Source organism: Streptomyces sp. NPDC048473 (assembly GCF_043200155.1).
In the GTDB taxonomy this organism is placed as follows: domain Bacteria; phylum Actinomycetota; class Actinomycetes; order Streptomycetales; family Streptomycetaceae; genus Streptomyces.
The window spans coordinates 206079-224831 of the sequence record NZ_JBICXE010000009.1 but is presented as its reverse complement, the minus strand read 5'-3'; the positions used below and the strand labels follow the sequence as shown (position 1 = coordinate 224831).

The window sequence follows — 18753 nt, the reverse complement described above, 5'->3', positions numbered from 1 at the left end:
GCGCCGGCGAGGCTGACTTTGAGTCCTTCGACCTCGCCGAGCCAGCCCTCGCGCGCGGCTTCGGAAGTACGGGCGATGAGGTTGTCGCGGATTGGGAAGAGATGCTGTCCTGGACAGCAACGAGTTGTTTCTCGTCGCACTCCAGCCATCCTCTGACCGAGACGTAGATACCCATCAGCATGTCCTCTCTCATCGAACCCGGATATGGCGGTCAGGCTGTCCTGCGGCAGGGCGTCGATCCCCGTGTGGCGGCCGGCGGCTGACGTCGGCGGCGTAGGCGGCCCAGTCTCCTGATGCGGCTCGCTGCCATTTGACGGCGACAGTGATGTGGATGCCGAGAGTGCGGGCGAGGACCGCGGCGGACAGTTCGGTGGCGAGTTGAAACAGGGCAGACGGTCACGGGGCTGCCGATCCCGCTTCTCATAGGTGCGCTTCCGGCGGCGGCCGGGTCACCGGCGCCCCAAGTGCGAGCGGGCCGCACCCCGCCCGCCGGTCGTACCGCCCGCGCCCGGCTTGCTGCCACCGTCCTGGGCCGCAACCGGTCACCAGCAGCCCGAAGGTGTCGCAGGCACCGACTGGCCACAGACCCTCGGCCTGTACGGCCTGCTCGGACAGGTGGCGAGCAGCCCGGTGGTCACCCTCAACCGTGCGGTCGCGGCGGCGACGGCGCGGCCGCAGGGCTCGCGCTGTTCGACGATCGACACCGGCAGCGGCCCGCTCGTCGACCACCACCGCGTGCGCGCCGTGCGGGCGCACCTGCTGGAGCCGGCGGGCGACATCCCGTCCGCACTCGTCCATTGACGTGCCGCGGCGACCCGGACCACCAGCGCGCCCGGTGCAGGGCCTCACCCGTCGTCAAGGTCAAGCAGCGCATCGCCCCCGTGCCGCCTCAGAGCCGCCGCTTGGGATCCAGCAACTGTTCCCGCAACGCGGTGAGCTGGTGCGAGGACTCCACCGCCCGGGTCTCGTCGAGCGTGGCCAGCGCGAGCAGTAGGGCGTCCGCGACGAGCAGCCCCGTCAGCGACTCCGCTGTGATCCCGGTCGGGGTGTGCGGCGCGGTCAGGACCGCCTCGACACGGTCCGCATACGCCTCCCCCAGCTCGTCCGTCACCAGTACGACCTTGGCGCCGACCGCACGGGCCCGCTCCATCATGACGGTCAGCTCCACCAGCCGGCGCCCCGGCTGGAAAATCACCACGCTGTCGCCCTGCCCCAGAGCCAGCAGCTGGTCCGCGAGGGCGAAGCCCGTTTCGGAGACGAAGCGGGCCCGGCGGCCGATCCGGCCGAGCGCCAACGCCAGGTGGCGGGCGCCTGGTTCAGAGGCGGCGATTCCGTAACAGAACACCTCGTGCGCCTCGGCGAGGGCGGTCACCGAGCGCTTCAATGCCTCCGGTTCGGTGAGGCGCCTGGTGTGGTCGATGCGGTCCTGCGCCTCGTCGAAGACATCGGTCCAGATGGACTCCAGATCCCGGCCCACATGCGCGATGCGCTGCTTGAGGCGCTCCTCGGGGGCGACGGCAGCGGTGAAGTCGTTGGCCAGCTCGCGCTTCAGGGCGGGCAGCCCCGCGTATCCGAGGCGTTGCAGGGCTCGTACGACGGTGGCGTTGCTGGTGGAGCTGGCTGCCCCCAGCTCCTGGGCGCTGGCGAAGAGCAACTGCTCGACGGGGGCGCTGACCAAGTGCTGCGCGACGGCTCGTTCAGATGCAGACAGACCCTCCCATTGATCACGAATCGCGGCGCGCAGCCGAGTCACTCCGGTCCCGTTCTCTGGAATTTCCATTACAACCATTGACTTCCGTGTGACCGACGTTACTGTTCCTGGGCAGTACGTTCCAAAGGGAACGCGTCTTGAAATCGACGTTACAGGATTCCCGTGATCCTTCGGCGCCGTTCGGAGTGCGTTCCAGAGCGAGGAGAAGCATGGCACCCCGTCCCACGGACCCCGGCCACTCCCGGGTCCTCCCGGTCATCGAGATCTCCGGCAGCCCGCTGCAGCGCGGGCGCCAGTACGGCGAGGCCGTGCGGCCCCAACTGCACGCCGCGCTCGGCTACTACGAGGAGGCCTTCGGTCAGTCCGCCGGGCTCGCCTGGGACCGGGTCACCGCCCGAGCCTCCCACTGGCTGGAGCCGGTACGCGACTACGCACCCCACCTCGTCGACGAGATGCAGGGCATCGCGGACGGTGCCGGGGTCGGCCTGCTGGACGTCCTCGCCCTGAACGCCCGCGGCGAGGTCATCTACGACAAGTCCTTCGCGCAGATGGAAGCCGACGGCCGGGCGAGCGAGGAAGAGCCCGCCGAGGGCTGCACCTCCTTCGCCGTCCACGGCGAGGCCAGCGGCGACGGGCACGTCTACGCCGGGCAGAACTGGGACTGGCGGGCCGGCGTCGCCGACACCGTCGTCATGATCAGGATCGTCCAGCCTCCCAAGCCGACCCTGATCATGCAGGTCGAGGCCGGACAGATCGGCCGGCAGGGCGCCAACTCCGCCGGGCTCGCCTTCAATGCCAACGGCCTCGGCGGCCGGTTCAACGATGCGATCGGGCTGCCCCAGACCGTCGTACGCCGAAGTGTCCTGGACCAGAACAACATCACCGACGCCCTCGACGTGCTCTGCCGCACCCGGGCCCATATCGCCAGCAACGCCCTGCTCACCTGTCGCGAGGGCTTCGCCATCGACCTGGAGACCACCCCGGCCGGGCACGGCTGGATGTATCCGACCGATGGCCTGCTGGTGCACGGCAACCACTACCAGGCAGGCATTCCCGCCCCGCTGGCCGCCGCCGGCTACCGGCCCATGTCGTCCGATTCCCTGGTCCGTGTCCCGCGCGCCGCGGAAGGACTGAAGGCGCTGCGCGGCTCCACCGGCCCCGACGAGTCGCGCAAGATCATCCGTCAGGCGATGTCGGATCACCTCGGCCACCCCGAATCCCTCTGCACCCACCCCGATCCGCGCCGGCCGGTGATCGAGCAGTGGACCACCCTCGTCTCCTCCCTGGCCGACCTCACCTCCGGTGACTACCACGTGACCGCGGGCACCCCCTGCGACCGCGAGTACCAGCACCTGCCCTGGAACCTCTACGACGGCCCGTACGGCCAGAACTGACAGGAATTCAGTGATGACCCACACCTCTTCAAGAAGGACGGCCCTGGCCGCGGGCCTTGTCGCGGCGACGATCGTCGCGGCCGCAGGCTGTAGCGGAGCCACCCAGAACACCGCGGGCGGCGCCGGGGCCGCCGACGCCGCCACGCTCGACCTCACCCCGACCACCACCCCGGCCACGGGCGAACTCACCAACGCCAACTGGCTCCTGGAGGACGAGCCGGACTCGCTCGACCTGGACACTCAGGGCTCCAGCGCGGGCCGCGTCGTCCTCACCAACGTCTGCGAGCGGCTGTACCAGCTCCAGCCGGACATGTCGACGAAGCCCTTCCTCGCCGAGAAGGCCGAAACCCCGGACGACAAAACCCTCGTACTGACCCTGCGCTCCGATGTCACCTTCCATGACGGCACCCCGATGACCGCCGACGACGTGCTGTGGAGCCTGAAGCGGCACGCCGACCCGGACATGGAACAGGGCGACGAGTTCGGCAACATCGCCGCGATGAAGAAGACCGGCGACCGCCGGATCACGATCACCTTCAAGGCGCCGGACGCCATGTTCTTCAAGGCACTTGCCGGTGACGCGGGCATCGTCTGGAACAAGGAGCAGGTCGAGAAGTCGGGCAAGGACTTCGGTACGCCGGGACAACCCGACGCCTGCACCGGCCCGTACAGACTGAGCAGTTGGAAGTCCGGCGACTCGATCACTATCGAGCGCTACGACACCTACTGGGGCAAGAGGCCTCTGACGAAGCAGGTCACCTTCCGCTGGGCCGCCGACAGCGCCCTCGTCAACGCCCTGACGACCGGCGCGGCCGACGGCGCGTACGCCGAATCACCCAACACCGCGGCGGCCCTCCGGGGCAAGAAGGGCATCGAGCAGCACTACGGTCCCTCCACCGCCTCCCTCGTCCTCATCCCGACCGGACGCGGCGGACTCAAGGACCCGAAGATCCGCCGAGCGCTCTCGCTCGCGCTGGACCGCAAGGGCATCGCCGCATCCGGCTACGGCGGCATGGTTCAGGCCTGGGGCACCCCGGTCGGCTCCGGCGCCTGGGGCTACGAGAAGCCCGTCTTCGAGGCCGCCCAGAAGGCCGTCGCCTACGCCCCCGCGGACCCGACCGCCGAGGATCTCGCCGCGGCCAAGAACCTGGTCAAGGAGGCGGGCACCGATCGCACCGAGCCGGTCGTGATCGGTACGGACGCCAGTCAGGGCCGTACCGTCGTCGCCAATGCCGTGCGCGCCGCGCTCCAGCGGATCGGCCTCAAGGGGCAGATCAAGACCGTGCCGACCTCGCAGTTCGAGCAGTTCTACAGCGATCCGCAGGCCCGCGCGGACATCGATGTGCTGGTCGGTGACTGGTACATCTCCAAGGCCGATCCGATGGGCTTCTACGACAACGCGCTCTCCGGCTCCTCCAACAACTGGGTCGGCTTCAAGGACGCCGCGTACGACGCCAAGGTGAAGAAGGCGCTCGCCACGCTCGACGACGCCGAGCGCGCGAAGCTCACGGTCGACATCCAGAAGACGTTCACCGACGCCGCCGTCTGGATCTCGGTCGCCCAAGTGCCGTCCGTCCTCGTCCTCAACGAGAAACTGACCGGGCCGCCCGCCTCCATGGCCTACCTCTACTACCCGTGGGCCGCCGAACTCGGCTCGAAGAAGGGCTGATTGCGCGTGCTCGCCCGGATCTCCCGGCGTCTGGCCGGACTGCTGGCCACACTCCTCGCCGCCTCCTTCGTCATCTTCGCCGCCGTGTACGCGGCACCCGGCGACCCCGCCGTCTTCCTTGCCGGGGGCCGCGACAAGCTCACCCCGGAAAAGCTGGAACTGGTCCGGGCCCAGTACCACCTCGACGAGCCCCTCGTCGTGCAGTACGGGCGCTGGCTCGGCGACTGTCTCCAGCTCGACCTCGGCCGCTCCTTCAAGTACAGCGACCAGGTCGCCGATCTGCTGGCCGCCCGCTTCCCGACGACGCTCGCCCTCGTGGCGTACGCGACCGTGCTCTTCGCCGTCCTCGGGGTCGGCGCCGGCGTGCTCGCCGCCGTCCGCCGCGGCACCTGGATCGATTCGGCGGTCGTCGGCGGCACGACCCTGGCTGCCTCCGTTCCCTCCTTCGTCTCCGCCATCGCCCTGGTCGCGGTCTTCGGTGTCCAGCTCGGCTGGTTCCCGGTGACCGGCAGCGGCGAGGGATTCGCGGACACCGTGCACCATCTGACGCTGCCCGCCCTGTCCCTGGCGCTCGGCGCGCTCGCCCTGATCAGCCGTGTGACCAGGCAGTCGATGGTCGACGCGGGCGCGGCCGACCATGTCGAGGTCGCCCGCGCGTCCGGTATCCGCGAGCGGGAGATCGTGGTCCGGCACGTCCTGCGCAACGCGCTCGGCCCGATCGTCACCATGTGCGGTCTCGTCATGGCGGGCATGCTGGCCGGCACGGTCGTTGTGGAGACCGCCTTCGGAATCAGCGGCATCGGCTCGCTGCTCGTCGGCGCGATCAACACCCACGACTTCCCCGTCGCGCAGGCCGTACTCCTGCTCATGGTCACCGGATACATCGTCGTGACCACCCTCGTCGACCTGGTGCACCCCCTGCTCGACCCGCGGGTGAAGGAGGCCACCGCATGAGCGCGCTCACCCTTGATCGCGTCAGGCCGAAGACCGGCAAGGACCGGCGCCCGGTGGGTGTCGTGATCGCCGGCGGGACGCTCGTCATGGTCGTCCTGGCGGCGCTCCTCGCACCGCTTCTCGCGCCGTACGCCCCCGATGCCATCGACCTCTCCGCGTCGCTGGCCGGCACAGGTCCGGAGCATCTGCTCGGCACCGACTCCTCCGGACAGGACCTGCTCTCGCGGGTGCTGTACGGGGCCCGCACCAGCCTTGTCGCCCCGATCCTCCTGCTGGCCATCGCCGCTGTCCTCGGCGTCACCCTCGGCACACTCGCCGCATGGCGCGGCGGCTGGGTCGACACGGTGGTCTCCCGGCTCACCGACGTCATGTACGCCTTTCCGGGGCTGCTGTTCACCGTTCTGATCATTGCCGTCTTCGGCGCCGGAATGACGACCTCCGTGCTCGCGCTCGGTCTCGCCTACACACCGACCGTCGCCAAATACACCCGCTCGGTGGCGCTCTCCGAATGCCGCAAGCCCTACATCGACGCCTACAGCGTCCAGGGCATGGGCGGAGCCCGGATCTGCGCCCGCTATCTCGTCCCCAACCTCGGCCGGTCGATCATCGGCTATCTGGTGGTGCTGTTCGGCGAGGCTCTGATGTCCCTGGCCACGCTCTCCTATTTGGGCTTCGGCGCCCAGCCGCCCAGCTCCGACTGGGGTCTGATGGTGCAGGAGGGGCAGGCTGCCGTCGTCCAGGGCGCGCTCCTGCCGGCCCTGGTGCCCGGTGTCGCCATCGCCCTCGTCGTGGTGTCCTTCAACGTCGTCGGGGTCTGGGCCGCCGACCGACTCGGCAGCAGGAGGTAGCCGCATGCTCCTCGACATCGAGAACCTCACCCTCGAACTCCCCGGCACCGCCCGGCCCATCCTCAACCGTGTCTCCCTACAGGTGGCGAGTGGCGAAGTGGTCGGCCTGGTCGGCGAGTCCGGATCGGGCAAGTCGACGACCGCCAAAGCGGCGCTGCGTACGCTCCCCGACAAAACGGCCGTCTCCGGTTCGATACGCGTCGACGGCGCGGACGTCCTCGCGCTCACCGGTGAAGCCCTGCGCCGGCACCGGGCCCGTACGGTCGCGATGGTCCACCAGGACCCGCGCTCCGCTCTCAACCCGGTCCGCCGCATCGGCGACTTCCTGGTCGAACGGCTGGCGGGGACCGGACTCGACAGGAAGGCGGCCCGCACCCGGGCTGTCGAACTCCTCGACACGGTCGGCCTCCCCGACCCGGAACGACGGTCCCGCCAACGCCCGCACGAGCTCTCCGGCGGCATGCTCCAGCGCGTCGTGATCGCGGGCGCTCTGGCCGTCGAGCCCAGGCTGCTGCTCGCCGACGAAGCGACCAGCGCCCTGGACGTCACCACCCAGGCCGAGATCCTCGCCCTCCTGCGCACCCTGCGGGCCGATCGGAGCCTGGGCCTTCTGTTCATCACGCACGATCTCCAACTGGCCGCCGCGTACTGCGACCGGGTGTACGTGATGTACGCGGGCCGGGTCGTCGAGGAGCAGCCCGCCGGGGTCCTCTTCGACCGGCCCCGCCACCCGTACACGAAGGGACTGCTGGCCTGCTCCCCCACGCTTGGGGAGGGGCGGCGGGAGATCCGCCCGATCCCGGGGCGCCCGCCCTCGCTGGCGGACGCGTTCGGCGGCTGCGAGTTCGCCGACCGCTGCCCGGACGCCGAACCGGAGTGTTCGACCTGGCGGCCCGAGCCGGTGCCGCTGGACGGCGAGGGCGCCGCGACCTGCCGCCGCCTGCCCGTGCTGACGGGCCCGGGCACGGAGAAGAGGAGTGACCGATGACCACCGCAATGCCGGCGGCCGCACCACTGCTGGCCGTGGACGGACTGCACAAGACATACGGGCTGCCCGGCGGAGGCCGCCTCACCGCCGCAGACGGCATCACCTTCACCGTCCCGGCGGGCGGCTCACTCGGAATCGTCGGCGAGTCCGGGTCCGGCAAGACAACCGTGGCCCGGATGCTGGTAGGTCTCGTACGCCCCGACGCGGGCACCGTCTCCGTCTCCGGGCGGCCCCGCGCGCTGCGCACCCCGCGCGGCCGGGAGGCCCGGTTGGCACGGGCCCGGGAGATCCAGATGGTCTTCCAGGATCCATATGTCTCCCTGGACCCCCGGCTCACCGCCCGCCAGTGCCTGACCACACCCCTGCGCCTGCACGGCCGGGAGGAGACCGTGGCCGATGGGCTGCTCGACCAGGTGGGGCTCGGCGTCCGGGAGGCGGAGGCCAGGCCACACGGTCTCTCCGGCGGCCAGCGGCAGCGGCTGGCCATCGCACGGGCGCTGGCGGTAGGCCCGAAGGTGCTGGTCCTCGACGAGGCAGTGGCCGCGCTGGACGTCTCGATCCAAGCGCAGATCCTTCAGCTCCTGAGCGAGATCCGCCGGGACACCGGGGTGGCCCTGGTCTTCGTCAGCCACGACCTGGCGGTCGTCCACCACATCACGGACGAGGTCTTGGTGATGCGCCGCGGCACGGTGGTGGAGCAAGGACCGACGGCCGGGGTGCTGGCCGGTCCGCAGGACCCGTACACCCGGCTGCTGCTGGCCTCGGTGCCACGAGCCGGCTGGGATCCGGCGGATGCGGTCACTGCCCGGGCCGCCGTGGCCTGAGCCACTGAACCAACTCAGCGGATGACGTGGGACCAGCCGGATACGCCGTCACCGCCCGTACGGCTACGGATCGGCCGCACAGCCACACCACTCGACCGTGCCGCCGTCACCGGACTCCACACGGTCCTCGGGGCCTGACTACGGCTGAACAGGCCCTGACTCGTCGGTACCCGCATGACAGTGAAAGGGGGACCTGCCGGCAGCAGGAACTCAGCCCAGTAGCGGATGATGTAGGGCTCCTCACGCCCCATCCCCGTCGAAAGGGATGCGTCATCTTCGACCGACATCCGGTCATACCTGTACGGGGAGCGATGCGCCCGAAGCCACGGGCGCTCTGCTCAGGCCTGGCCTCGCTCGTCAACGGCACCGACGACACCTCGGCCGTACCGGCCTGCCCGACGGCGGCCGGAGCATCAGGTGCTGGATCCGGTCGCCGGTAGCTGGGCGGGAAGAGGAGGGTGTGCCCGTAACCACATATTCGAATAAACATGGCATTTACATGTGCCCGCGTACGACTCCCCCGGGACCTGCGCGACGCCCGGCTCGCCCTTGAACCGGAGCCGTGCCGCCTACGAGCAGTGCGCAAAGACGCGTGGTCGACTGAGTCGGCACCTGGCTGGGAGTCCGAGAAGCAACTGCGCTCCAGCTACCGGTCGGGCAAGGACGACAGCCCGGCTACACGGAGGAACAGGGCCGCTGAGGTCGCCCGCTTCCAGGCGCGGCTGCTGAAGCTCAGCATCACCGTGCCCACACCCCCGTACTCGGCGATGGACAGGAGCAGGAGTGTCGGCACTCATGCCGACACCCGCTTCTGCCGGGATATGCGCTCCCCCAGCGGGCCGGAGCGATCAGAGCGGGATGCAGTTGCCGTCCGTGCTCCGTAAGCTGGTGAACGGCGCCGGGCCGGCCGGACTTCACGCCCGCCGGCTACGCGCAGCAATTCCGTGGAGCAATCGCGGCGGCCACCGATATCGACAGCTGACCTTGCCATTCGGCGTCACGCCGGGCGCCGGACCAACTGCTCAGCGACGCATCGCTACTGATGCCCCTGACGTGGAGCCATTCATGACCACACCGCGGGACCTGTTGATCGCCGCCATGGACATGGCGGCCAGTCGTCCTCTGGAACGAGGCGATCTGTCGCTTGCGCTCGCGGGAGCCGAGGTGATCGACCTCCTGGGTGCCCAGGCCATCAGACTGGACGGCGATCAGATCGTGCCGAGCCACCCGCCGGCCATAGCTGATCGCTTGTTGGACGAGGCCGCGTCGTCGCTCATCCGAGAAGCGCCGTACGAGTCGCTCGAAGACTGGCTGTGGCGCAGAGGTCGCGGTCTGTCCTCGGCCTATCTGGCCGCCCTTGAGGCGGAAGGGCAGCTCACCCGGCCACACCGCCCCCGCTGGATGCCTTCCCGGGCCAGTCGGACGGTGTTGGTCGATTCGCCCGCTCGCCGCGAGGCGGCTGACCGCTGGACATCGGATGAGCCCATCCTCGCCGCCCTTGCAGCGGCCGTCGGAATCCGCGACAAGCCAACTGGTGACTCCCCTGGCGTGGCCGACGACGCGGTGGCGACGGTGCTCGCCGCCGTCGATGACGCGTTGAGGGATCTGGAGTTCCAACGGCAACGGCGAGCCCTCGACGAGGCGGCCTTCGACAACATCTGGCGAGGCGAATGACGAAGGCGCACCCGGTGTCGCCGGCCCTGTGGCCTCTCTTCGATGCCGCCGTCGAGGTCCGGATACAGGCTCCGGACGGCGCCCGGACGTATCACGTCAGTAGGCGGCACCCGCCGGTCCAGCTCATGCGACACCAGCAGCTCAGCGATCTGCCCACCATGTGCTCCGCGTGCCGAAGTACGAGGAACAACTCCTCCGCGGCGGGGAAACCGGTCGAAAACCGGGTCCTCACCAGCCTCGTACAGCTCCCGCAGCCGTAGCACCAACGGTCCTCTCGGCCGCATCCAACGGTCGGACTGCCGTCTTCGGGAAGGACCCGCTCGAACTCGGTGTCCTCGGCCGTCGGCTTGCTGCTCGGCCGATCGTCTGCCCAGTAACATCCCCGGATGCGAACCATCGAGACGCTGGTCCCGGGCGCCGCGCGGGCCGACACAGCCGGCCTGCGTAAGCTCGACGCGGACGAACTCGCGCGGTACGTGGCCGATTCGGCGCACCCGTGGTGGCGCCGCAGGGCCTGTGCGGTCGCACTGGCCGGGCGCGTGCCGGAGCGGCGTGTCGCCGACTTGGCGGCGCGCGTCCGTGATCCCGGTGACGTGGGCGAAGTACGCATAGCGCTCCTGGACCTCCTCGCAGGCCGAGCGGAACTCCTGCCCTGGCTGCAGCACGAGGACCGCCGGCATGAGCGTTCGTTCGGCGTGCCCGAAGCGATCCTCAAGGCGCGCGGCTCGCTCGGCGACCGCTCGGCCGCGGGTGAATTGGCAACACTCGCGGCCTCTCCCTGGCCGCGCAGCCGGGTGGTCGGCGAGGCCGGGCTGGACGCGCTGGTCGCCCGGTACGGGGTCGAGGCGGTCGTGCGCGACATCGGCGTCGCACGGCCCGAGGACCGCGCCTTCCGCGTCCGTATGCAGCACCGCGCCGGGCAGGACGTGACCCACACGCTCGCGGACCCCGACCGGGAAGTCGCGTACCTCGCCCAGTCGCTCCTGACCGACCCGAAGCGGCTCCGCTGCTACCTCGACGAAGCCCCGCCGACCGAGGCGAAGTTGTGGGCCGCATACGCGCTGCACCGGCTCACTGATGACGCCGCCGAGACCCGGGCGATCTACGACAGGCTGGGGCGTCCCCGGGTCGAGGTCGCCGGTCTGGACGGCGAACTCCGCAGCGCGATCCTGCACGAGTACGCACGCGGCTGCGAGCGGCAGAGCGATCCGCGGTGGCGGGTCGAGGCCCTCTGCACCGAACCGCCCGTCCGCCCCGACGAGGAAACGCAGCTCCGCCGGGCAACGGCCACGCTCGCCACGGCGGCCTCGCACCGAAGCCCCCGGTCTCCTGCGGCGAGGACAACCGACAGGGCGGCGGCACGTACCACGTGATCAGGTGCGGCGAGCGCGAGCTCTTCATCAGCACGCTCGGACGGTTCGCCACCGGGGACGACGCCGGTCTTGTCGCCCGCCAGGCCCTCGAAGCGGCCGGCTTCCGTTGGATCGACGAAACCACCGGCGCGATCCGGGTCACCGATCTCTGCGTGTACTACTTCGGCGAACGCGAACCCCTCGGAGTCGGCGCCCTGTTGTTCTACTGGCAGGACTAGCGACTCTCCTGAGGTCCGGTGTTCGGCAGTCCCGCATCAGATCGGCGACGGGCTCCCGGAGCGGGGAGAGCGGACAGGGAGATCTGCTGCCGTCGGCCCGTCGTCGTGGCGGTCGGTGAGGTGCAATCGTTGTGGTCAGATGTCGGAGGCCGGCAGCGGGGCTGGGGTGCTCGGGGCGGGAACGATTCTCAAGGGCGTGAGTCGTGTTCGGTGGCACGAACTGCGGCATGCCTACGGGTCCGCTGCCGGTGTTCCCGGCATGCTGGCGCGGATCGCCCGGGGCGACGCCGGGACGAGTGAGGTCGCCCTGAGCGATCTCGCGCCATGGATCGGTGAACTGGCCGTCTTCGACGCAACGGTCGCCGCCGTGCCCTTTCTGTGGGAGCTTGCGGTCACCGACACCGTTGCATGCCGGACCGGCGTGATCGAGTTGTTGCAGGCAGTCCTTGAGCATGCCAACCCTCCACAGGCAGAGGTGCAGCTGCAGGCCCACCGGACCGTGCTGCTCGGCCGGCTCACGGCCGACCTGCCCACACGGGATGCTGACCCTGCTGTGAGGACAGCCGCCCAGGGCCTCCTGGACGCCATCGACCACCACAGGTGCGGTACGTGCCGCCCGGCGTGAAGCCGGGCGTGCCTGCGGATCGGCGTGGGTCATCTGTTCTGGTTCAGAGAAGCCACCAGGCCAAACTGATGGCACCGGTCCACAGAGGCTGCGGCAGCCCTGCTTCCAGGCCCTCCGGAAGCATCGGCTGAGCGGCAGCGGGCAGTCCCCGGCGGCGCAGAGCAGGGCACCCCGAGACATACCACGGCCGGTGAAGCGCGGGCTTCACCGGCCGTGGTATGTCTGTGGGCGCGGCGCGGGACGGTCAGGCCCGGGTGGCGCAGATGGTGTTGTACGGCCTGCCCGGGCTCGGGAACAGGTCCATGGGACGGTCGGTCCCCGACGGACACTCCTCGGCCGTCTTGGTCAGGCCGAGCACCTTGCTCACGCCGCTGCCCCCGCCGCCGCAGGCGACTTCCTCGGCCGAGTCGTCCACGCAGTCGCCCTTCACCAACTGCCCGCCGCCGGCGCCGGCATCACCGGGGTGGTCGCCGGACAGATTGCGGCCGCAGATGGTCTTGCTGGGGATACCGTCACTGGCGTCGCCGGAGCCGAGGGAGAATTTCACCGAGATGATCGCATCCGTCCCGGGCGGGCACTGAACGGAATCGGTGAAGATGGCACCGTCCTTGACTTCGAGAGCCTTGATCGTCGCCTTGGGGTCGTCGCAGTCGAGGCCCTGGTAACCGTCCTTCGACTCGCTGTGGTCGGGCCCGGCACAGTCACCGGCCTTCCAGTCCCTGGCCTCGTGGTCATCACTGGATGACTGGCTGCAGGCAGTGGTGGCCCCCACGACAAGTGCGAGAAGCAGTACCGCCTTCGAGCAACCGAGGAAAGTCGTACGAGGGCTGCCCGGCGGTAAGGAAACGCTGCTGCTCCAGGGTCGCGTGCTGCCGTGAACGCTCATGCTGCTCCTTGGGTATGTGGCGTGGCCCGCACGGCACTCGGCTCGGCCCGCACGGTGGCTCGCGCGCGTGAGGACGACAGGAGGGAGCGCTGCGGTTCCTGGGCTGTGCCGGTTGGCCCGGTTGCCGATACGGATCCTGCACCGGTTGGCACCCTGTTGCATGTACGGATGGTGCTCCGGTCGCACTCCGCAAATGCGTTGCTCCGCCGTGCAGACAGGCGCGAGACCCAGAGCATGTTCGAGCACGATGGGCCTGCCCGGATACCACAGGACACCCTCGGCCCCGTGCGTGCTGTGGCTGCGCAAAAAAGCAGGTTGTCCTGCCCCGTGACGGGACAGGACAACCTGCTCGGGCAGTAGCGGGCCGGTCAGGCCTTGACCTCGGCCCCGGATACCTCGGAAGCGGCGTGCTGCGAAACGGCGGACTCCGGCTGTGCACCTGCCCTCACGGGGATGAGGGAAGCAACGACCGCAGCCGCGAGACCCACGCCGCAGCCGATCAGCATGGCGATGCGGAAGCCGTCCTCGGAAGGGAGGGCATATCCGCCGAAGTCGGTGGTCAACTGGGCCAGGACCACACCGATCACGGCGGCCGAAACCGAGCTGCCGATCGAACGCATCAGTGTGTTGAAGCTGTTGGCGGAGGCGGTCTCCGACTGGGGCACCGCACCCATGATGAGGGCCGGCATCGCGCCGTAGGCGAAGCCGACGCCTGTGTTGCAGACGATGGTCACCACCAGCAGGCTCCAGGTGGAGCCAGAGCTGATGAGCGGCACGGAGATGCCATAGCCGACGGCAATGACCAGGCTGCCCACAGCCAGGGTGACCTTGGGGCCCTTGGCGGCAGAGAGCTTGGCACCGATCGGCGACATGACCATCATCATCAGGCCCGCCGGCGCCATCCACAGGCCCATGGCGAGCATCGACTGACCCAGGCCGTAGCCGGTGGCCTTGGGCAGCTGGAGCAGCTGGGGCACGACCAGGGACTGGGCGTACATCGCGAACCCGACCAGGATCGAGGCCGCGTTGGTCGTCAGTACCTGGGGCCGGGCGGTCACCCGCAGGTCGACCAGCGGATCGCTGAGGCGCAGCTCCCACCAGCCCCAGGCCAGCAGCACGATGACAGCGGCGGCGAACAGACCGAGTGTGGTGCCGCTCCCCCAGCCCCAGTCGGCGCCCTTGGAGACGGCGAGCAGCATGCAGACCAGCGCGCTGCCCAGGCCGATGGCACCGAGCAGGTCGAAGCTGCCCGAGACGTTGTTCTCGCGGTCCCCGGGCACGAAGATCCAGATCAGGGTGCCGACGGCCAGGGCGAGGGCGGCGACCACCCAGAACAACACGCGCCAGCTGGCGTTCTCGGCGATCGCGGCGGAGAAGGGCAGACCGAGCGCGCCGCCCACCCCCATGGATGCACTCATGATCGCGATGGACGAGCCGAGCTTCTCCGGCGGCACAACGTCGCGCAGGAGGCTGATGCCCAGGGGTACTACGCCCATGCCCAGGCCCTGCAGACCGCGACCGGCGATCATCGGGATGACGGAGGAGGACACGGCGCAGACCACTGAGCCCGCGATAAGTGGGATCAGGGAGGACAGCAGCATGCGCCGCTTGCCGTACATGTCGCCGAGGCGCCCGGCGACGGGCGTCGCCACGGCGGCTGCCAGCAGCGTGGCAGTGATCACCCATGAGGCGTTCGACACGGAGGTGTCGAACAGCTTCGGCAGTTCCGCGATCAGCGGCACTACCAGAGTCTGCGTGATCGCGGCCACGATGCCCGCGAAGGCGAGGATGCCGACAACACCGCCTGAGCGGGCTGCGGGCTGGGGACTGTCCACGGGGTACTCCCTCTTGCTCTTCGGGGCCACGGCGAGATGCACCATGCAATCGATGTGCACCATACACTGAATGTGCATCATGCACTTTGCATGCATCATGCATACAATCTGTGATATATCTACTGGAAGGTGACCTTCCCGAAGGGAAGGCAAGCCCGCAGCCGAAGGAAACCTTGCGTGGACATGCCCCTTGACCGGATCGAGTTCGAGACCATGCTTCTCGGCCGGCACATGAATCTGCGCACCTACCGGGGCAACAAGCGACTCGACCGCAGCGCCTACATTCTCCTCAGCCGCATCCAGGCCGAGGGCCCGCTGTCCATCAGCCAGCTCAGCGACGCTTTCGGCCTGGACACCTCCACCCTCAACCGGCAGACCGCCGCCATGTTGCGAGCCGGCGTCGTCGAGCGCATCCCCGACCCCGAGGGAGGCATCGCCCGAAAGTTCGCCATCACCGCCGAAGGCAAGCGCCGCCTGGACAGCGACCGGGCCGAGAACGTGAACGGCCTGGCCCACGTGCTGGCCAACTGGACACCCGAGGAAGCAGCCCAGCTCGCAGACTGCCTCGGGCGGCTCAACCGCGACATCGAACGCCTCGACGGCCGCCCCTGGCCCCGCGACTGAACCCGCCCCCGTCCCTGATCGAAGACTGAAGGATGACGCAGGCGGCAGTGCGGGCGTGAAATGACGAGGCCACCCCGGCTCACCAGGTCGAGAACCATTAACGGATCTATCGGGATGAGCCGGTTGCCGGCTCGCAGGGTTCCCTGACCCCGGCCCAGCAGGTGATCGTGCATTGTCTGTACTCCCGGCACAGTGACGGCCTGGTCCGCCAGCGCCACCTCGAACAGATCCTGGAGTCGAGCGAGCCGTGGGTTGTCCCGTTCGTCGTGCAATTGGCCGGCGAGTACGTTCTGGAGATCCTTGAGGCGATCGGACAGGGGCTTCCCGGGCTCGCTGTCCCGGGCTCGGACCAGCGCAGGCTCTACGGTGAATTCATCGCGCGGAACCCTGCTTTCTTCGTACGCACGGAGCGGCGCGTGGTCAGCTACTGGTCGTGCTATTACCGCTGGAAGTACGGACCGTTCGGGACATACCCGGGGTGTGCCCTGCTGGACGCGTTCCGGGCGGCCGCATCGGAACTGGCGGGCACACAGTGGCCGCGCCACACTCCGCCCTCACTGGCGGTGAGCGACTTCCGGTCACCCCTTCACACAGCCCCAGCACTGCGTTCATACCGCCGTGGGGTGACATCAGAACTCGTGCCGTCCGGGCAAGTCACCGCTCAGCGGGAGTCGAAAGCCGAGGTCGCGCAGCATCCCGGTGACCAGGAAGCCCGCAACTCCCAGGCCCATCAAGGCCAGTGAGGCCCCGCTCGCCCATACGCCGAGTACTTCATGACCCCGGCCTGTCCCTGCCGCCACCGCCGGGCGGCAGGGTATTGACCCCGCCGCGCACGGCTGGGTCTGGGGTCACGCGGGGAGGGTGTCGACGGTGGGGACGACGGTGCCGAACAGGTCGGTGATGGCGGTCAGGGCGGCGGCCTGGAGGGTAACGGCGGGCAGGACGGCGCCGTCGGGGGTGGTGAGGGCGCGAGTGGCGGTGGTCTCGGCGACGACGGTGGGGCGGTAGCCGAGGTTGAAGGCGCCCTGGGATGTGTAGTTGACGCACATGTGGGTCATGAAGCCGCCAATGACCAGGTCCTTGCCGCTGCCCGGGGCGGCGCCCAGGTCGGTCAGGGTCTTCTCCAGTTCGGTGAGGTGGAAGGAGTTGGGGAACTGCTTGACCACGACCGCCTCGCCGTCCGCCGGGGCGACTTCGTCGCTGATGGCGCCGATGTGGGCGTGGATGTCGTAGGGGGTGTTCTCGCCGCCGTCGTTGATGATGTGGATGACCGGGGTGCCCGCGGCGCGGGCGCGCTCCAGCAGGCGGGCGCCGGCTGCGAGGGCTTCCTCTGCGCCTTCCAGGGCCATGACGCCGGTGCGGTAGGTGTTCTGGAAGTCGATCATGACCAGGATCGAGTCGCTCAGTCTGGGCGGCTGGTTGTCCAGGCCGATGACGTCGCGCAGGGTCGTGGAGGGCTGGTCCGTGCTCATCAGGTGCCTTTCGTTGGGGGAATGAGGCATGGCGGAGCTGCCTGCCTTGCCTGCGTACTGGGGGATATCGGTGCGTGGAGGGGGTCAGGTGGTCTGGGTGCGGAAGCGGCGGCGGTAGGCCGCCGGGGTGGTGGCGAGCTGCCGCTTGAACGCCCGGTGCAGGGTCTCCGCCGAGCCGAGCCCGGCCGCGGCCGCGACCTGGTCGAGCGGGCCGTCGGTGGTCTCCAGCAGGCGACGGGCCACCTCGACCCGGGCGGCTTCGACGTAGGCGGCGGGACTGGCGCCGGTCTCCTGTTTGAAGACACGGGCGAAGTGCCGCTCGCTCAGGCACATCCGGGCCGCCAGCACCTCCGCGGGCAGGTCCTCGTCAAGGTGGTCGGCGATCCACAGCCGCAGCTCGTCGATGTCACGGCGAGCGGAGGCGGGCCGACTGAGTGGCACGGAGAACTGGCTCTGCCCACCCTGCCGCTTGAGGTACATCACCAGCTGCCGGGCCACCGCCAGGGCGACGTCCTCGCCCTGGTCCTCGGCCACCAGGGCAAGCGCGAGGTCCAGGCAGGCGCTGATCCCGGCGCCCGTCCACAGCCGACCGCGGTCGGTGCGGACGAAGATCGGATCCGGGTCGACCGTGACGGCCGGATGGTCGGCGGCGAGCTGGGCGGCGGTCGACCAGTGCGTGGTCGCCGTCCTCCCGTCCAGCAGCCCGGCCGCCGCCAGCACGTGCGCACCCACACACACCGACGCGACCCGCCGGGCGTGCGGGGCGGTCTCCTTCACCCATGCCACGACATCGGTGTCGATCCGGGCCAGGGGGCCGTCGTCAGTCATGTCGACCGCGCCGGGCACCAGCAGCGTGTCCACTTGCCCGCCGACCTCATCGAAGGCCAGATCGGCCAGCAGTCGCACACCCGCCGACGTCCGCACCTCGCCGGCAGCCGGCCCGGCGAGGCGGACCTGGTACCCGGCGCGGCCCACGGTCTCCCGGTTGGCCAGCGCGAAGACCTCGGCCGGGCCGGTGACGTCGAGGAGATCGACATCGGGGAAGACCGCGATGACGACACGGTGCGAAAGGGGCATGCACCCATCCTCACCGCGACCACCCATGACCGCAATGACGGCTAACTGTCACATCCAGACATGCGGCCGAGCCCCCGGCGCCGACGTTCCCGCATACGACGGGAGCAGCCTTGCCCTCCGCCAGGGCGAATTGATCGTGCTGGTCCGGGAGAACCGCTCGGGCGAGACCAGACTGTCGGCCCTGCTCACCCGGCTACGCGTCGCCGCGTCGCCGACAGCGGCACGGTGACCACCGAGGCGTTGCGGCGTTCACCGGCATCCCATGCCTGCGCACGATCCGGCACGGGTTCTCGGGCATCGGTTCCGCTCGTTCTCCGGCCGGCAACCACCACGCCGCCCTCGTCCCGCCGACCGCCTGCTCCTCACCGGACAGCGGACCTGCCCAAAAAGCCCCTGCCAGGGCCTGACCCTCTACCAACAAGGCACAGCGCAGTGCGCATTCGACCGCGGGCCCGGAAAGGGGAATCGGCTGCCTGGCCATACGGCTGGGCGGTTCCTGGGCGGCCGGGATGTGGGGCGGTGTCTGCCGCGCCGTTGTCACGTTGTCCGCCCAGGTCGCCGGGTCCTGCTGAGGGCTGCTG

At 69.5% G+C, this 18753-nt stretch carries 19 protein-coding genes; 13 read left to right on the top strand and 6 right to left on the bottom strand.

Annotation, left to right across the window (positions count from 1 at the left end):
* The first annotated feature begins 426 nt into the window (after nucleotides 1–426).
* Nucleotides 427–801 (top strand): hypothetical protein, encoded by a 375-nt coding sequence (locus ACGFU7_RS18325; protein ID WP_393696996.1) that lies wholly within the window; start codon nucleotides 427–429, stop codon nucleotides 799–801.
* 88 nt (nucleotides 802–889) lie between these two features.
* Here the strand turns inward: ACGFU7_RS18325 and ACGFU7_RS18320 are convergent, their stop codons facing one another.
* A complete protein-coding gene (locus tag ACGFU7_RS18320) occupies nucleotides 890–1789 on the bottom strand; it encodes a MurR/RpiR family transcriptional regulator (RefSeq protein WP_393696994.1) in 900 nt (299 codons plus the stop codon).
* Nucleotides 1790–1920: 131 nt separating this feature from the next.
* On the opposite strand from ACGFU7_RS18320, the gene ACGFU7_RS18315 reads away from it, so the two are divergent.
* Genes ACGFU7_RS18315 through ACGFU7_RS18290 form a run of 6 tightly spaced genes read left to right on the top strand, consistent with a single transcriptional unit; the run spans nucleotide 1921 to nucleotide 8388 of the window.
* A complete protein-coding gene (locus tag ACGFU7_RS18315; protein ID WP_393696992.1) occupies nucleotides 1921–3105 on the top strand; it encodes a C45 family autoproteolytic acyltransferase/hydolase in 1185 nt (394 codons plus the stop codon).
* A 13-nt stretch (nucleotides 3106–3118) separates the two neighbouring features.
* Nucleotides 3119–4774 (top strand): ABC transporter substrate-binding protein, encoded by a 1656-nt coding sequence (locus ACGFU7_RS18310; RefSeq protein ID WP_393696990.1) that lies wholly within the window; start codon nucleotides 3119–3121, stop codon nucleotides 4772–4774.
* Nucleotides 4775–4780: 6 nt separating this feature from the next.
* The gene (locus ACGFU7_RS18305) at nucleotides 4781–5728 is read left to right on the top strand and encodes an ABC transporter permease (protein ID WP_393697060.1); all 948 of its coding nucleotides are present in this window, start codon (nucleotides 4781–4783) and stop codon (nucleotides 5726–5728) included.
* Entirely contained in the window at nucleotides 5725–6576 is an 852-nt protein-coding gene (locus ACGFU7_RS18300) for an ABC transporter permease (RefSeq protein WP_393696989.1), read from the top strand. Before ACGFU7_RS18305 ends, ACGFU7_RS18300 begins: the two co-directional genes overlap by 4 nt.
* Nucleotides 6577–6580: 4 nt before the next feature.
* Entirely contained in the window at nucleotides 6581–7564 is a 984-nt protein-coding gene (locus ACGFU7_RS18295) for an ABC transporter ATP-binding protein (protein ID WP_393696987.1), read from the top strand.
* Nucleotides 7561–8388 carry an ABC transporter ATP-binding protein gene (locus tag ACGFU7_RS18290; RefSeq protein ID WP_393696986.1) on the top strand — a complete coding sequence of 276 codons (828 nt, stop codon included), beginning with the start codon at nucleotides 7561–7563 and terminating at the stop codon, nucleotides 8386–8388. Before ACGFU7_RS18295 ends, ACGFU7_RS18290 begins: the two co-directional genes overlap by 4 nt.
* Nucleotides 8389–9034: 646 nt before the next feature.
* Here ACGFU7_RS18290 and ACGFU7_RS18285 read toward each other — a convergent pair.
* Entirely contained in the window at nucleotides 9035–9181 is a 147-nt protein-coding gene (locus tag ACGFU7_RS18285; protein WP_393696984.1) for a hypothetical protein, read from the bottom strand.
* Between the two features lie 272 nt (nucleotides 9182–9453).
* On the opposite strand from ACGFU7_RS18285, the gene ACGFU7_RS18280 reads away from it, so the two are divergent.
* The 4 genes from ACGFU7_RS18280 (at nucleotide 9454) to ACGFU7_RS18265 (ending at nucleotide 12278) form a co-directional block, all read left to right on the top strand.
* Entirely contained in the window at nucleotides 9454–10062 is a 609-nt protein-coding gene (locus ACGFU7_RS18280) for a GPP34 family phosphoprotein (RefSeq protein ID WP_393696982.1), read from the top strand.
* Between the two features lie 386 nt (nucleotides 10063–10448).
* Nucleotides 10449–11435, top strand: a complete 987-nt coding sequence (locus ACGFU7_RS18275; protein WP_393696980.1) for a hypothetical protein — start codon at nucleotides 10449–10451, stop codon at nucleotides 11433–11435.
* Nucleotides 11432–11653 (top strand): hypothetical protein, encoded by a 222-nt coding sequence (locus ACGFU7_RS18270; RefSeq protein ID WP_393696978.1) that lies wholly within the window; start codon nucleotides 11432–11434, stop codon nucleotides 11651–11653. Before ACGFU7_RS18275 ends, ACGFU7_RS18270 begins: the two co-directional genes overlap by 4 nt.
* Nucleotides 11654–11849: 196 nt before the next feature.
* Complete coding sequence (locus ACGFU7_RS18265; RefSeq protein WP_393696976.1) at nucleotides 11850–12278, top strand: hypothetical protein; 429 nt, start codon at nucleotides 11850–11852, stop codon at nucleotides 12276–12278.
* Between the two features lie 244 nt (nucleotides 12279–12522).
* Here ACGFU7_RS18265 and ACGFU7_RS18260 read toward each other — a convergent pair whose 3' ends face one another.
* Both ACGFU7_RS18260 and ACGFU7_RS18255 read right to left on the bottom strand, forming a co-directional pair.
* Nucleotides 12523–13050, bottom strand: coding sequence for a hypothetical protein (locus tag ACGFU7_RS18260; RefSeq protein WP_393696974.1), 528 nt, complete (start codon nucleotides 13048–13050; stop codon nucleotides 12523–12525).
* 482 nt (nucleotides 13051–13532) lie between these two features.
* Nucleotides 13533–15044 (bottom strand): MFS transporter, encoded by a 1512-nt coding sequence (locus tag ACGFU7_RS18255; protein WP_393697058.1) that lies wholly within the window; start codon nucleotides 15042–15044, stop codon nucleotides 13533–13535.
* Nucleotides 15045–15176: 132 nt separating this feature from the next.
* Between ACGFU7_RS18255 and ACGFU7_RS18250 the strand changes: the two genes are divergently transcribed.
* A complete protein-coding gene (locus ACGFU7_RS18250; protein ID WP_393696972.1) occupies nucleotides 15177–15623 on the top strand; it encodes a MarR family winged helix-turn-helix transcriptional regulator in 447 nt (148 codons plus the stop codon).
* 161 nt (nucleotides 15624–15784) lie between these two features.
* Nucleotides 15785–16366: a hypothetical protein gene (locus tag ACGFU7_RS18245; protein WP_393696970.1), complete on the top strand. Its 582-nt coding sequence runs from the start codon at nucleotides 15785–15787 to the stop codon at nucleotides 16364–16366.
* A gap of 105 nt (nucleotides 16367–16471) precedes the next feature.
* Here ACGFU7_RS18245 and ACGFU7_RS18240 read toward each other — a convergent pair whose 3' ends face one another.
* Both ACGFU7_RS18240 and ACGFU7_RS18235 read right to left on the bottom strand, forming a co-directional pair.
* A complete protein-coding gene (locus ACGFU7_RS18240; RefSeq protein ID WP_393696968.1) occupies nucleotides 16472–17095 on the bottom strand; it encodes an isochorismatase family protein in 624 nt (207 codons plus the stop codon).
* A gap of 84 nt (nucleotides 17096–17179) precedes the next feature.
* Nucleotides 17180–18172, bottom strand: coding sequence for a GlxA family transcriptional regulator (locus ACGFU7_RS18235; RefSeq protein WP_393696966.1), 993 nt, complete (start codon nucleotides 18170–18172; stop codon nucleotides 17180–17182).
* Between the last annotated feature and the right edge of the window lie 581 nt (nucleotides 18173–18753).